Raw genomic sequence first — 13473 nt, forward strand, 5'->3', positions numbered from 1 at the left:
CATGTCCAATTCCGAAGATCTGGAAGCACTGTTCCCGCTCGCTCGCGAAACGATGATCGCAGGCGTATCGGTCGCGCTCGGCCCGCTGAAAGTGCGCCAGTTCGGTGCGTTTACGAAAGTGGCGGAGCCCTTCGCCGGGCACGTCATCTCCGGCGATTACCTTGCGGCGGTCGTGCAGCATCCCGATGCGGTCATCGCGGCGCTGGAGATTGCCACCGGCCAACCCGCAGCCGTGTTCGACGACATGCTGCCGGACGAAATCATGTCGGTGCTGGCCGAGGTTATGGAGATCAACCTGCGTTTTTTCGGCCAGCGCCTGCTTCCGATGCGGGACCAGCTGCGCGAGCGGATGCGGGCGATCGCCGAAGCCTCGACTGGGCAACCGCCGTCGCCCGTCTCGTCCGCTGGGGACACGACCTCGCCGCCGTCGGAGAGCTGACGGTCGATCAAATCGATGTCCTGATGCGCGGCCATGCTGCGGTCGATGAGATCGAGCACCGCAATCTGATCGCGGCGATCCACGCCGCGGTTGCCGACACCCCGCCGCTCGCGGCGCCACCGCCGGGGGCACCCATCGACGGCGATATCCGCTTCCTCTGAGGTCCCCATGAACGACATGGTCGCAGCATTCGAGATCCGGGCCAGGGCCGATCAGGCCAAGGCCGAGATCTCGCAATTGCGGGGAGAACTCGACAAGACCGGCGCCGCTGCCGAGCAGGCAAGCACCAAAGGCAAGCAGCTCGGCCCGGCGCTGGTCGAGCCGTTGCGCAACCTCAGCCCGGCGCTGGCTCCCGTGGCGCCGGGGATCCGCAAGATCGGCGAGGAGCTCGACAATCTGCCGCCCAAGGTGGTGCCGCTGCAGCAAGAGTTCAGCAACCTTGGCGCGGCCGCCGGAACGGCTGGAACGAATGTCAGCTACATGGCGCGACAGCTGGCGTTCCAGTTCAACCAGATGATGCAGATGGGGGCGGTGACCGGCAATTACATGCAGGCCATCGCAATCCAGATCCCCGACATCGCGTCGGGATTCGGGTTCTGGGGCACGGTCATCGGCGGCATTGCCGGGGTCTCGCTGCCGCTATTGGTCAACATGCTCACCGGAACGTCGAATGGTGCCAAGGAGCTGGATAAAACCATCGCCGCAACCAATGAGTCCTTCGACGCTTACGCGAAATACGCTGAAATTGCGGCGATGAAAACGCTGGAGCTGAATGAGAAGTTCCACGGTTTTGCGAGCGAGGTTCAAGGCTTTGCCGGATACATGAAGAGCCTTGAAACCAGCAAGGCCCTCGATGGGTTGAGCGCGTCGATTGATCCTCTGAAGGGAAAACTGCTCGGCATCCAGCAAACATTCACCGCGCTCGCAGATGCGCAGTCGGCGCTCGCAGATGCGCAAAACAACCCCATGGCGAGTTCGGAGCAAGTTCTCCTTTACGCGGACAACGTACGGATGCTGCAGGAGGAAGCTGACGCGGCAGCTGCCAAACTCGGCATGTCCGCGGAGGAGGCGCGAAAACTGGCGGAGGCCATGGATAACGTCGGGGCCTCGACGTCTTTTGTCGACATGGCCGCGTCGGCGGGTGCCGCTTTGGATATCATCCAGAAGATCTACCCGTCCGCCAAAGATGTACCTGTGCCGCTGCGCAATGCCGTCGAGGCCCTCGCCGAGATGCAGCAGCGTGCAGCTGAAGCCTCTGACAGCATGACGGTGGCGCAGACGATGGGCAGCGCCCTTATGACGGCACTGGGAGAAGCGGCCGATGCGGCAGCGCTGCTCGGGGCGAGTGTTCCAAGTGCCAATTGGCTTGACGGGGCGATCTCGGGCGCGTCGCGTCTTGCATCGCAGCTCTGGGATGCTGCCAAGGCCCGGGCGGCCGCCACCTCTACCTCTGATCCGACCGGGTTGACGACGATGGATGATGAGCGCGGATCGCAGCGCCCGCAGGTCCACAGCGGCGTGGGATATACCCGGGACCGGCTGCGTGCGGAGGCGCGTCGTGGATCTGCAGGAGGTGGCGGCGGCAAAGTTGATCGCGAGAGCTTCGACGCAGTGACCAAGGCCGCAGAAGATGCATTGGCGGCCATGGATGCCGCGATTGCGGCGATCCACGAAAAGGTGGCGCTGGGTCTGATGTCGGTGTCCGACGGCGAAGATGCTGTCTCGCGCGCCAAGGATCGCGCGGCGACATCGATCGCCGAGCTGATCCCGAAGATGCAGGCGGCCAATGACGTGTCGGGAGACCAAGCTGCCAAGGCCGTCGAAAAGTGGCGACTGGAAGTGCGGGGGCTCGCGGACGACTACGGAGATGTGAACGAAAAGATCGCGGATTCCGCGAAGAATGCAGCGCAGTCCAGCTTCGCCGATTGGCTGCGGGGAGCAAAGTCGGGCAAGGATGCGATCGACGATTTCGGGCAGCATGTGCTCGACACGCTCGCCAAGATCGCGGCGCAGCGGTTCGCCGATGCCATTTTCAACCCGTTCATCGACAGCCTGGTTGGATCGATTTTCGGCCCAACGACGGTCGCCGCGAACGCGAATGGCGGTGTCTATTCCGGTCGCGGGATCGGCGCTTACAGCGGCACGATCGTCGATCGTCCGACGCTTTTCGCCTTTGCCAAGGGAACTGGGCTGATGGGCGAAGCAGGGCCAGAGGCCATTCTTCCGCTTGATCGGGATTCGAGTGGCAAGTTGGGCGTACGGGCATCCGGGGGGAGCGCTCAGGTGACGGTCAATGTGCACAACAACACGCCAGGCGCCAAGGCAACGGCCACCGAGCGGCAAGAAGGCGGCGAACGGATCATCGACGTGATGATCGATCAGGTGCGCAGCATGATCGCCGAGGATATCGCCAACGGCCGCGGTCCAGTGCCGGGAGTTCTGGCCGGGACCTATGGCTTGAACCGGGTGGGGAGATGACGATGCGCCGTTGGCCCGATGTGCTGCCCACACCCAGCTTTCCAGGCTTTGGCCTGACACCCTACGATGCGGTTATCCGGACCGACTTTGAGGTCGGAGCTGCGCGTGTGCGGCGCAAAACCATGGCCCGAGCCGACAAGATCAGCTGCGCATGGCTGTTCTCCGACACCGAGATGGCCGCGTTCCGCAGCTGGTTCGATGATCTGCCGGTGTCGCTCTCGGGCGACAGTGACGATCTGCGCAGCTGGGACGCCGCCGCCGCGACACTGACGATTGCCCCGCTGACCGGTCCCGATGGCTGCCTCGCAACCCGGATCTTGCAGACCGGCGCCGTGGCATCGCATGCGGCGAGCAAAGCCTTCCCGGCCCTTGCTCGCAATTCCGTCGGCGCGGTGGTCTGGCTCAGCATTGCCTCGGCCAGCACCGGCTTCGCGCGGATCAGATGGACCGATCGGGCGGGTGTGTCGAGCGACGTCACCATCAACCTGTCCACCGGCGCCGTCACCGATGCGGGCGCTGTCGTCGGATCCGTGACAGACCGGGGTGCGGGCTATTGGCGGCTGCGGCTCGATCTGTCCACCGGCATCGGCGGAGCTGATCCGCGGCTCACCCTCATTGTGATGGCTGGCGCCGACACCGAACAGTTCGGCGGGGCGGGGCGCAGTATCGACGTGTGCGAAGTGATGGTGCGAGAGCGGACAGGCTTTGACCTCTTCGTGCGCTCTGGCTCGGACGGCTGCGCCTCCGGTGCCGCGGGCGGATCCGCTTGGGTCGAAATGCCGATCGCTACCGGGGGCGGCTTTTCTTTCGTCGAAACCCGCTTCGTTGGTCCCTGGAGCGCGCAGGGCGGCGCCGGGCTCGAATGGTCCGTCACTGCCACAGTGGAGAGCCGCAATGCCTGATCCAGCCATGAGCGCCGCAATTCGCGAAGCCTATGCCTCGGCCCCTGTGGGGCAGGTGATTTGGGAGACGCTGGAGATCTGGCATCCGAGCTGGACAGTGCCGATCCGCGTCGTGCGCGACCGGGTATCGCTTGATGCCCGGATCGAAGCGACGGCCGCGCGTAACCCGGGCGAGATCGTGACCTTCGTGCCTTGGGCCTTCGACTTCGTGGCACCCGACCTTTCGCGCGCGGCGCCGCCGCAGGCCCGGCTGGAGATCGACAATGTCTCGCGCGAGATCGGGCGGCAGCTTGATGCAGCAGTCATGGCGGGCGACGTGACCCTGGTGATCTGGCGCACTTATCTTTCAGGACACCAGCTCGACGGTCCAGAGCATCTGCCGCCGGTGCAGATGGAACTCAAATCCGTGACCATGGGGCCGCTGCGTGTGATCGCGACGATCGGCTTCAGAGACCTGTTGAACGCATCGTTTCCGGCCCTTGAATACGAGGATGAAGCCTTCCCGGGGTTGGTGCCATGAAGCATTGGGCCGCGGATTACATCGGTTTTTCGGCGCCGGACTGCTGGGCCTTTGCGCGCCAGGTATGGGCCGAACGGTTCGGACTGCAGGTGCCGACGATGCCCTATGATCCAAACGATCCCCGCCTTGTGCGCCGGGCTTTCGAGGATGCGACGCACTATGGCTGGGATCGTGTCGAGACACCGCGGGAGGGCGATGCGGTGATGATGAGCAAGGGCGTGCGGCCCTGTCATATCGGCATCTGGATCGAGGCGGAGAGCCGGGGCTGTCTGCACTGGATCGAGATGACGGGCGTCGTTTTCACGACCCGGGCAATGCTGCGCGATCTGGGATACGGCATCTGCGGATATTGGCGCCACCCGGCCTTGGGAGGCCGCGCATGAGGGCCGTCTGCGTCATCGTCCGCAATCCGCTCGATCCGCTGCGCTCGCGCGAGATAGCGATCCTGCGTCGCCGCGTGCGGATTCGGGCGCTGGCACCGCGGGATGTGCCGGTGGTGGCGATCCTCAACGGGCGCCCGGTGCTGCGCGCCGAATGGCGTCGCAAGCTGGCCGAGGGTGATCAGCTTGTTTTCGCAGTCCTGCCCGCGGGAGGAGGCGGATCGAACCCGCTGCGCACGCTGATGATGATTGCGTTGGCGGCGTTCGCGCAACCGTTGGCGGGGATGCTCTTCAGCGGGATCGGTGGCGCGGCTGGCGTATTTGCAACCCGGCTCGGCGCGATGGGGATCATGCTGCTGGGGGCCGTGGCGATCAATGCGCTGTTCCCGATCCCGCGTCCGTCGCAATTGCCCAGCCCGTCGCCGACATATCAGCTCGATGCCCAAGGCAACTATGCCCGTCTGGGAGCGCCGATTCCGGTGCAATACGGACGCCTGCTGGCCTATCCGGATCTCGCTGCCCAGCCCTATACCGAGTTCGCGGGCAATGAGCAGTACCTGTACCAGCTGCTGTGCCTCGGTGCTGGAGAGTTCGAGATCGAGGAGATCCGGATCAAGGACACCCCGATTGATGCCTTTTCCGAGGTCGAGACAGAAGTCATTCCGCCTGGCGGCGCAGTGACGCTGTTCCCCACTGCCGTAGTGACATCGGACGAGGTGTCTGGGCAGGAGTTGGCGGGGACGAAGACTGGAACGTACGTCAAGACCGGAACAACGATTACCGTTACAGAGACGGCACATGGCCGGGCGACGGGGCAGATGGTGATGGCCATCTTTCCTTATGCGGCACCTAGCGCTGGATGGCAGACTGCGAGTCCGGTTGCACCTGGTGTGATTACCGTAACAGGCCCGTCTGGTGTTGGATCAGGCACGGTTACCGGGACATGGTACGAGGAGATCCACGATCGCACGGTGACGCACCAATTCAGTGGCACTTGGGTTTGGTCTGGAACGACGATCACCATTACTGCCGAGAATGTGCCCGAGGTATCATGCTCGGTCACTATGACCTTTGTCAGCCTGACCGGTCCGAGTGAGGTGCTGCCCATCCTCACAGTACCAGACGACAATAGTTGGACCGTCACCTCTGCCCTATCGATTGGCACCTCCGGCGGTGTGATCATCAAGTCTGTAATGGGTGGGTTGTCCGGTTTCGTAGCTGCGCCAGCTGATACGGTCACACGCTACATCGGCGTGGATCTTGTGCTGCCTTACGGTCTGTTTGCGGGGTCTAGTGGGACGCTCAAGACCAAGAGTTTGCAGGTGACTATCGAGGCACGTCAGATCGACGATCAAGGTCACCCGGTCGGACAATGGCTAACGCTGGGCACGAGATCGATCACCGACCGTACAAATACACCGATCCGGAGATCATATCGCTTTGCGGTAGCCCCTGGCCGTTATGCCGTGCGTGCCGTGCGCGATGATGAGAAATCCACTGAGACATCAGATGGGCATGTCGTGCTTTTCGCGGGGCTGCGCGCTTATTTGCGCAGCCCCCAAAACTTCGGTCCCGTCACCCTGATCGCCGTGCGGATGCGGGCGACGAACAACCTGTCAATGCAGGCGTCCCGTCAGATTGCGGTGCTCGCTACGCGCAAGTTGCCGATATGGACCGGAGCGGGCTGGACGGCCCCGGTCGCCACCAGATCGATCGCCTGGGCGATCGCCGATGCCGCCCGTAACGCCGACTACGGCCCCGGAATGGATGACGCCGAGATCGATCTCGACGCCTTGATGGATTTGGCCTCCCTCTGGGATTCCAGAGATGACCGGTTCGATGCGCGGTTCGATCAGCCCGGGACTTGGTGGGACCAGATCCAGAAGATCGCCCGAGCAGGGCGCTCCGCCTGTTTCGTCCAAGGTGGTGTGCTGCGCATTGTGCGCGATGGTCCTGCATCGATGCCAACGCTGCATTTCTCGGAGCGTAACATCCTGCCGGGCTCGTTTGCGATCGATTACCTGATGCCGACCGCGGACACGGCCGACACGATCCTCGCGAGCTATTTCGACTCGATGTCATGGTCTGAACAAACGGTGCGCTGCCGTATCCCGAGCAGCCGTGCTCCGAAGGCCGCAAAGGTGCAACTCTTCGGTGTCACAGGTCGCGACCATGCTGTGCGGGATGGCACTTATCTTGCCGCCTCGAACCAGCGCCGCCGCCGCATCGTACGTTTTGATACCGAGATGGAGGGGCGCATGCCGATGATCGGCGAGCTGATCTCGGTGCAGCATTCGATGCCCGCTTGGGGAGCGCAGGCCGAAGCTCTGGCATGGGATGCCGCCACCCGCAGCCTGACACTTTCAGAGCCGATGACATTTGAGGCGGTCGGAGTTCATTACCTCGGCCTGCGCCGCCCGGACGGCTCTCTCTGCGGCCCCATTGCCGTCTCCGCTGGTGCGGACGCCTATCAGCTCATCTTGGGAGAGATACCTGACTTCGACATTGCGACCGGGGCGGAGATGGAACGAACGCATGTCTCTTTCGGGGCGGGATCGACATGGGCGGCACTGGCGAAGGTTGCTGACATTTCGGCAAAGTCGCTCACCCAATACAGCATTCAAGCGGTCATTGAAGATCCGTCTGTACACACCGCCGAGGATGGTGTTGTTGCGCCGCCAGTCGTTTGGTCGCAGCTGCCATCTCGCGCGACCAAGCCGGTAGTGCGGGGCCTCATCGGGCGGCGGTCAACTGACAGTGCGACTAAAGCCGTCTTTGCGTGGCAGCCTGCAGCTGGCGCTGACAGCTATCAGATCGAGATGGCCGAGGGGGATGATCCCAGCGGCAGTGAAGTCACCTGGACCAGGGTGGGAGACACTACCTCCGCCGCCTATGCGTGCGACATCCTCTATCCCAACCGCACCATGATCCGCGTTCGTGCCGTCGGACTGACGGCAGGGCCGTGGGTGGCCACCACTCTCGGCACACTGATCCCTGATTTCTGGCTATCCGATTCCGCGCCTTTCTGGCTCGGCGACACCACACCGTTCTGGAGTAACTAAAATGGTCACACCGCTGCCCTCGACCGCCGCGCTGACGACGCCACCGTCCAGCCATGCTGCAATGCGGACGAATTTTGCAAACCTGCGCGCTTTCTTGGCTGGGCTCCTCGGAGACGATGGCCTCGGCGCGACGGCGCTGACCACGTTGGGCACGCTGCTCGCGTCCCATGTCACGGCCGCGGCGGCGACGACAGTCCTGGCCGATAACCGCGGGAAACTGTTCAACTGCACCGGGACGTGGGCACTGACCCTGCCCAGTGCGGCAACTGCCGGTGCAGGATGGTGCATCGTTGTCCGCAATGCCGGTTCTGGCACGATCACTGTGACGCCGCCAGCGCCAACCCTGATTGACGGAGCCGCAACACTTCAGCTTTTCGCCAATCGCTCCATCATCATCGCGTGTTCTGGGGCGGATTTCTTTTCCATGCCCCTGTTCCCCAACAAAGTTGGGGCACAGAAGATCTTGGGAAACAACACCGCTGCGGTTGCTGCACCGAAGGAACTGACGCCTGCACAAGTCGCGGCCATGCTGCCGCTCTTCACGGCTACGGCTGCGGGACAGGTTCCCGCATCAGTCGATAGTGCGTCAAAATTTTTGCGGGGCGATGGTGTGTGGGCGGATCCCCAGCCGTTCTTCCTGGATACCGAATTCTTCTTGCGGTCGGGCGCAAATATGGGCCGCGGCGCATATTTCTCGCTGGCTCTGCAGACCAATTTCAGCCGGACTTACTTGTTGCCCAATGTCAACGACGCACTGCTGGCGCGCAGCGATATTGCGCCGATCTCAAACAAGACGATCGATCTCGCCTTAAACACCGTGTCCGGCGCAAAGTCGGATTTCGATACGGCGCTCACTGACGACAACTTTCTGTTCGAGGCTTCGGACCAGACAGTCTCTGGCAAAAAAACCTTTTCTGGCGCTTTTGTACTCGCAGCTTTGGCGTCGAACCCGCCCACACCTGAGGTGGGTCAGATCTGGCACGATGGCGCGACAGGGCACATCAAGGCCTATGTGGGCAGTGAAAGTCGGATACTGGATGGGCAGGCCGCCATACCGATGCTGGTGCCGCCGACCGGTGAATACGTGCAGACGACTGTCGGCTGCGGAGGTGATGCGCTGAGTACTGCAGCAGGCGCCGTGAACCGGATTGACCTGTATCCCTATATTCCGCGGGCTGACATGACGATTGTGGCTCTAGCGGTGAACTGCACAACGGCGGTGGCGTCCGCTTTGGGCAAATTCGTCATCTATGACTCGGATGCCCTAGGTCGCCCCACGACGTTGCTGTCTGAATCGGCGACTGTCGATTTGTCGACGACAGGTGTGAAGGAGGCGGCGCTCAGCATCAATCTCCGTGCCGGGCATACTTACTGGCTCGGCTTCCGCCACTCCAGCACCGCATCGATCTCGACATGGCCCACTGCAGCCACGCCAGACATCAACGGTGGCGCCCCCACGACAGCCGCCCGTAAAAGTCTGCGCCGATCGAGAACGTTTGCGACGGCGGCAGCGGCAAACTGGGTTTTCACCTCGGCCGATATCTACCCCAACCCCGCGCCCGCGATTTGGGCGAAGCTTTGAACTAGGCTCAGCAAAGGACAGACCATGGCCACTCAATTTTCCACGGATGTGCGGAACGCGGTCCTCAACGCGATCGAGACCACGATCGGGACGGCCCCGACGCTGGAGCTGCGCTCTGGGCCGCCCCCGGCAAATGCCGCCGCTGCCGATACCGGCGTGCTGTTGGCATCGATGACGCTGCCCTCCGATTGGATGGCGGATGCCGCAAATGGGGCCAAGGGGCTGCTTGGCACGTGGCAGGACAGCGCCGCCGATGCCGCTGGCACCGTCGGTCACTACCGCATCAAGGCCAGTGGTGCCTGCAGGGTCCAAGGCACCGTGACGATCACCGGCGGCGGCGGCGACATGACGCTGGATAACCCGGCGCTCACGGTCGGGCAGGTCGTGACGATCACGGGATACAACCTCCTCGCGGGGGGTGCGTGATGGCGCTCTCGCAATTCCCTGTGGTCATGCCTCGGGCCGTTTCGGCGATTGTCGCCGCGGCTGCCTCGCTGCGCTATCTGCGCGACACATCCGGCGATCTGACGTGGATCGCGCTGGAGATGGCGCAGGATAGCCTCCGCCCTGCCTATGAGGCTTCGATCGAGGCGCTGGCCGAAGGTGCAAAAGCGCCTGAGGCGTCCGAGGCGTTCATGTCGTCGCTCGGCGGCCCGGCAACACTCGATGCATTCGGTGACGCCCTGCAGGGCTTCGTCGTCGCTACCGATGCGTGGCGGGTCTATCTGGCCGGGTATCTGTCCGGGCTGCCGCAATCGTGCCTGGTCGGCCTCGTCTATCGACCCCTCGGGCAGAGCGGAACCTGGCATATCGAGCGCCCCGGTTATATCCCGGCCGAGCACGCCGCCGCTCTGCGCGGCGCGCCCGAGCTGGCTGCGCTGATCGTCGCGTTTGAGGCTGTGGGCGCCTGATCATGACCTACGCCGTTGTATCCAGCTACTCTGGCGCGGCAAAAACGACCGTCAGCATTGGCGGCGTGAGTTACGACCTCTACACGTTTTCATCGACCTCTGGCGGTGAGATCACGTTTTCGTCGGGCGGCGACGTTGATTGTTTGATCGTCCCCAGCGGCGCTGGTGCGAACGCTGGATCAGCGGCTGGGGGCGCAAGTGCTGGCCGCCCGATCGAGACTGTGGCCTCCGTCAGCGCGCAGTCATACCCGATCACGGTTGGCGCTGGCGGCGCGGCCGATGCGACAGGTATCGGTACAAACTACGGCTCAGACGGATCTCCATCGGCATTTGCCGGGCTATCTGCGCCTGGCGGTGTAAGTGCCGCTGGATATGACAGGGTAGGACGGTCGGGCCCAAATGGGTCTGGCGGTGCGGCGGGGATCCTCAACAGAGCCGGTGGGTCTGGCACTGCGGGTCAGGGGTATGCTGGTGGGATCGGCATCTATTCCGGTAACACAAATCGCGCCGGAGGTGGCGGCGGTGGCGCCGGAGAGGCGGGCTATGATGGCGGCCTCACAGGCACTGGGTCGCAAGGCGGCAAGGGCGTAATCAGCACTATTACTGGCACGCCCCAGAGATTTTGCGGCGCTGGTGCGGGATCTCGGCGCGCTGCTACGTCTGGCGCGCGTGGCGGTGATGGCGGTGGCGGTGACGGTGGTTACACAGATGCTGCGGGCACTAGCTACCCAGGATCAAACGGCGTCGACGGTCTCGGTGGTGGCGGTGGCGGTGGCGGTAACGGATCGCAGGGCGGACGCGGCGGGCATGGTGTCGTCATCCTGCGCGTTGCCACGCCTGTGAGCGCCGGGGCTACCGGCACGGCGAGCGGGTCGCTCGATGTCACTGGATCGGCGCAGGGGCAAGCGTCGGTGCGGGGCGCCGCAGCCGGATCGCTCGATATCTCGACAGCTGGCGCAGGGCGGGCCGAGGTGCGTGGTCAGGCATCCGGGTCGCTCGACGTCGCCGGATCTGGCAGCGGCACCGCTGTCGCTCCTGGCGCGGCGCAGGGTGTCGCATCGGGCTCTATGGACATAGGTGCCAGCGGGACCGGCAAGGCTGCGGCAAGCGGTCAGGCATCGGGCTCTATGGACATCAGCGGCGCGGGGACCGCCAAGGCAAAAGCAGAGGGTCAAGCATCGGGTTCGATCGGCCTTGGCGGATCGGCCGCGGGCCGGGCCAATGTGCATGGGCAGGCGTCCGGTGCTCTGACCATCGATGCGACGGCCAGCGGACACGCCGAGGCCAGCAATGCTGGTGATGATGGCGGGTTCGCCTTTGTGGCTGCGGGCGAGTGGCGCGACTACCAAGCAGCCGGGGCGTGGCGTGATTACCAGGCCGTGGGGATTTGGCGAGCGAGGGCGGCATGAAATATACTTATGGCATCTATTCGAATGACAGCTTCAAGCTGCTCGTGCCGGTCCTTCGCGATGGCGATGCCATGCCTTTGACGGGCGCTGCGATCGAGGCGGTGGCGATCTGTGGATCTGTGGGCGTCGCGGCACAGGCCGTCATCCAAGATGCGGCGGCGGGGCTGATCGGCGTTGTGTTTCCCGCCGGTGCGCTGGCCGTGGGTGTCTGGCAGCTGCATGTGAGGGTCACGATCGGCGGCGAGACGCAGACGGTCCTGACGGCTGCGATCACCGTGGCCAAGGCCGCGGAGGTGGCGCCTGAAGGAGCGTTTTAACGCCCCCTAAATAACCACTGCATGAAATCTATCTGCTGCAAATATCTGTGGCACGCACTGCAAAACCTCGTGGCGCGCTACACCAGGTCGCATCTTCAGATAGCCTGTGTGGAAAACATGTGTGGTGGACATGTGTGGCAACTCAGCGCAACCCCACCCCATGTCTTTGATTTCATGTGATTATATTGATCTCGACAGAATTGGCGGAAGCGGTGGGATTCGAACCCACGGAGGGGTCTCCCCCTCGCTGGTTTTCAAGACCAGAGCCTTAAACCACTCGGCCACACTTCCATCGTCCCTGCCCTAACCGCTCTCACGCGATTCTGAAAGCGTCAGGCAACCGAAATCCGCACCGGTCAAGCACGCCCGCTTTTCTTGCCGCGCCGAACCCGCTACACTCGGCCCGAAAGGCCGGAGCGGCGCGGGCTGTGCCCTCGGTCCAGAACGGTCCCGGAAAGGGACTGCAGCAGGAACAGCCGGGTCCGGCGGGGCTGATCCCCGGCGTTTCGGAACGATTGAGCAGGGGCAGACGGGCATGAACGGATCGATGCGGTGGGTCTTGGCGCTGAGCACAGCGCTGACGGTGGGGGGATGCCAGATGACCGGCGAGGGCGCCGATCCGGCTGCCGCCCCGAAAGAGGGCGCAACGGCACCCGCCTCGACCTCGGCCCGGATCGTCGAGCGCGACATCGAAGCCCCCGAGGTCTTTTCCGCGAATGACGAGGGTCTCTGGGACGGACGCCCCTCGCTGGGCGGGGTCTGGGTCGCCCATCCGACCGTGAAAGACCCCGAACGGGTGATCATCCGCAACCCGGCCAATGGCAAGTTCGTCATCGGCGCGCTGTTCCGGCGCGAACGCGAAAACCCCGGCCCGAAGCTGCAGGTGTCTTCGGATGCCGCGGCGGCGCTCGACATGCTCGCAGGGGCGCCGACGAAGCTCTCGGTCGTGGCGCTGCGCCGCGAGGAACAGCCCGACCCGGCAGCCGCCCCGGCCCCGGGGGCCAAGGGCGCCCTGCCACCGGCCGAGGATATCGCCGCGACGCCCCTTGCCGCACCGCCGGGCAAACCGGGCGAGAAACCCGACCCGGGCAAACCCGGTGCGCCGCCGCCGAAAGGCGGAAAGCCACCGGCCGATATTGCCGCCACCGCCGGGGCCGCGCTTGCCAGTGCCGATGCGAAGCCCGGCCAGCCGCCGAAACCGCCCGCGGGGACGCCGGCCAAACCCACTGCGGGGGGCAAGGGTCTCGTGCAGATCGGCATCTTCTCGCAGGAAGCCAATGCGAAGCGCGCCGTTGACCAGCTGAAAAAGGCGGGCATCTCCAGCACGATCCGCACCGAAAGTGCCAAGGGCAAGACCTTCTGGCGCGTCGTCGCGGGGCCTGCCAGCACCGACAAGACCGCGCTTCTGGCCAAGATCAAGGGCCTCGGTTTCCCCGACGCCTATGCCGTCTCAAAATAAGGAGGACCGCGCCC

General features: G+C 64.0%; 13 protein-coding genes, 1 tRNA gene and 1 pseudogene. 14 read left to right on the plus strand and 1 reads right to left on the minus strand.

The window, feature by feature from the left end; genetic code table 11:
* The first annotated feature begins 1 nt into the window (after position 1).
* From ACTTAI_RS13360 to ACTTAI_RS13420, 13 genes and pseudogenes are all read left to right on the plus strand, one after another.
* Entirely contained in the window at positions 2–439 is a 438-nt protein-coding gene (locus ACTTAI_RS13360; protein WP_444452040.1) for a hypothetical protein, read from the plus strand.
* A 23-nt stretch (positions 440–462) separates the two neighbouring features.
* Entirely contained in the window at positions 463–600 is a 138-nt protein-coding gene (locus ACTTAI_RS13365) for a hypothetical protein (RefSeq protein WP_444452041.1), read from the plus strand.
* A gap of 7 nt (positions 601–607) precedes the next feature.
* Positions 608–2917: a hypothetical protein gene (locus tag ACTTAI_RS13370; RefSeq protein WP_444452042.1), complete on the plus strand. Its 2310-nt coding sequence runs from the start codon at positions 608–610 to the stop codon at positions 2915–2917.
* A gap of 122 nt (positions 2918–3039) precedes the next feature.
* Complete coding sequence (locus ACTTAI_RS13375) at positions 3040–3819, plus strand: hypothetical protein (protein ID WP_444452043.1); 780 nt, start codon at positions 3040–3042, stop codon at positions 3817–3819.
* Entirely contained in the window at positions 3812–4339 is a 528-nt protein-coding gene (locus ACTTAI_RS13380; protein WP_444452044.1) for a DUF1833 family protein, read from the plus strand. Before ACTTAI_RS13375 ends, ACTTAI_RS13380 begins: the two co-directional genes overlap by 8 nt.
* Positions 4336–4722: an NlpC/P60 family protein gene (locus ACTTAI_RS13385; protein WP_444452045.1), complete on the plus strand. Its 387-nt coding sequence runs from the start codon at positions 4336–4338 to the stop codon at positions 4720–4722. The genes ACTTAI_RS13380 and ACTTAI_RS13385 overlap by 4 nt, the downstream gene beginning before the upstream one ends.
* The gene (locus ACTTAI_RS13390) at positions 4719–7781 is read left to right on the plus strand and encodes a host specificity factor TipJ family phage tail protein (RefSeq protein ID WP_444452046.1); all 3063 of its coding nucleotides are present in this window, start codon (positions 4719–4721) and stop codon (positions 7779–7781) included. Before ACTTAI_RS13385 ends, ACTTAI_RS13390 begins: the two co-directional genes overlap by 4 nt.
* A 1-nt stretch (position 7782) precedes the next feature.
* Positions 7783–9363, plus strand: a complete 1581-nt coding sequence (locus ACTTAI_RS13395; RefSeq protein ID WP_444452047.1) for a hypothetical protein — start codon at positions 7783–7785, stop codon at positions 9361–9363.
* A 24-nt stretch (positions 9364–9387) separates the two neighbouring features.
* Positions 9388–9789, plus strand: coding sequence for a hypothetical protein (locus ACTTAI_RS13400; RefSeq protein WP_444452048.1), 402 nt, complete (start codon positions 9388–9390; stop codon positions 9787–9789).
* Positions 9789–10274 (plus strand): hypothetical protein, encoded by a 486-nt coding sequence (locus tag ACTTAI_RS13405; RefSeq protein ID WP_444452049.1) that lies wholly within the window; start codon positions 9789–9791, stop codon positions 10272–10274. Before ACTTAI_RS13400 ends, ACTTAI_RS13405 begins: the two co-directional genes overlap by 1 nt.
* 2 nt (positions 10275–10276) lie before the next feature.
* A pseudogene (locus ACTTAI_RS13410) lies at positions 10277–11044 on the plus strand (glycine-rich domain-containing protein); the annotation flags it as partial.
* 357 nt (positions 11045–11401) lie between these two features.
* Positions 11402–11683, plus strand: a complete 282-nt coding sequence (locus tag ACTTAI_RS13415; RefSeq protein WP_444455823.1) for a hypothetical protein — start codon at positions 11402–11404, stop codon at positions 11681–11683.
* Positions 11680–12000 carry a hypothetical protein gene (locus ACTTAI_RS13420; RefSeq protein WP_444452050.1) on the plus strand — a complete coding sequence of 107 codons (321 nt, stop codon included), beginning with the start codon at positions 11680–11682 and terminating at the stop codon, positions 11998–12000. Before ACTTAI_RS13415 ends, ACTTAI_RS13420 begins: the two co-directional genes overlap by 4 nt.
* Positions 12001–12201: 201 nt before the next feature.
* Here the strand turns inward: ACTTAI_RS13420 and ACTTAI_RS13425 are convergent.
* A tRNA-Ser gene (locus ACTTAI_RS13425) sits at positions 12202–12291 on the minus strand.
* Positions 12292–12535: 244 nt separating this feature from the next.
* Between ACTTAI_RS13425 and ACTTAI_RS13430 the strand changes: the two genes are divergently transcribed.
* A complete protein-coding gene (locus tag ACTTAI_RS13430; protein ID WP_444452051.1) occupies positions 12536–13459 on the plus strand; it encodes an SPOR domain-containing protein in 924 nt (307 codons plus the stop codon).
* The last annotated feature ends 14 nt before the right edge of the window (positions 13460–13473 follow it).

It is taken from the genome of Rhodobacter capsulatus, assembly GCF_052363175.1.
Lineage (GTDB): Bacteria > Pseudomonadota > Alphaproteobacteria > Rhodobacterales > Rhodobacteraceae > Rhodobacter > Rhodobacter capsulatus_D.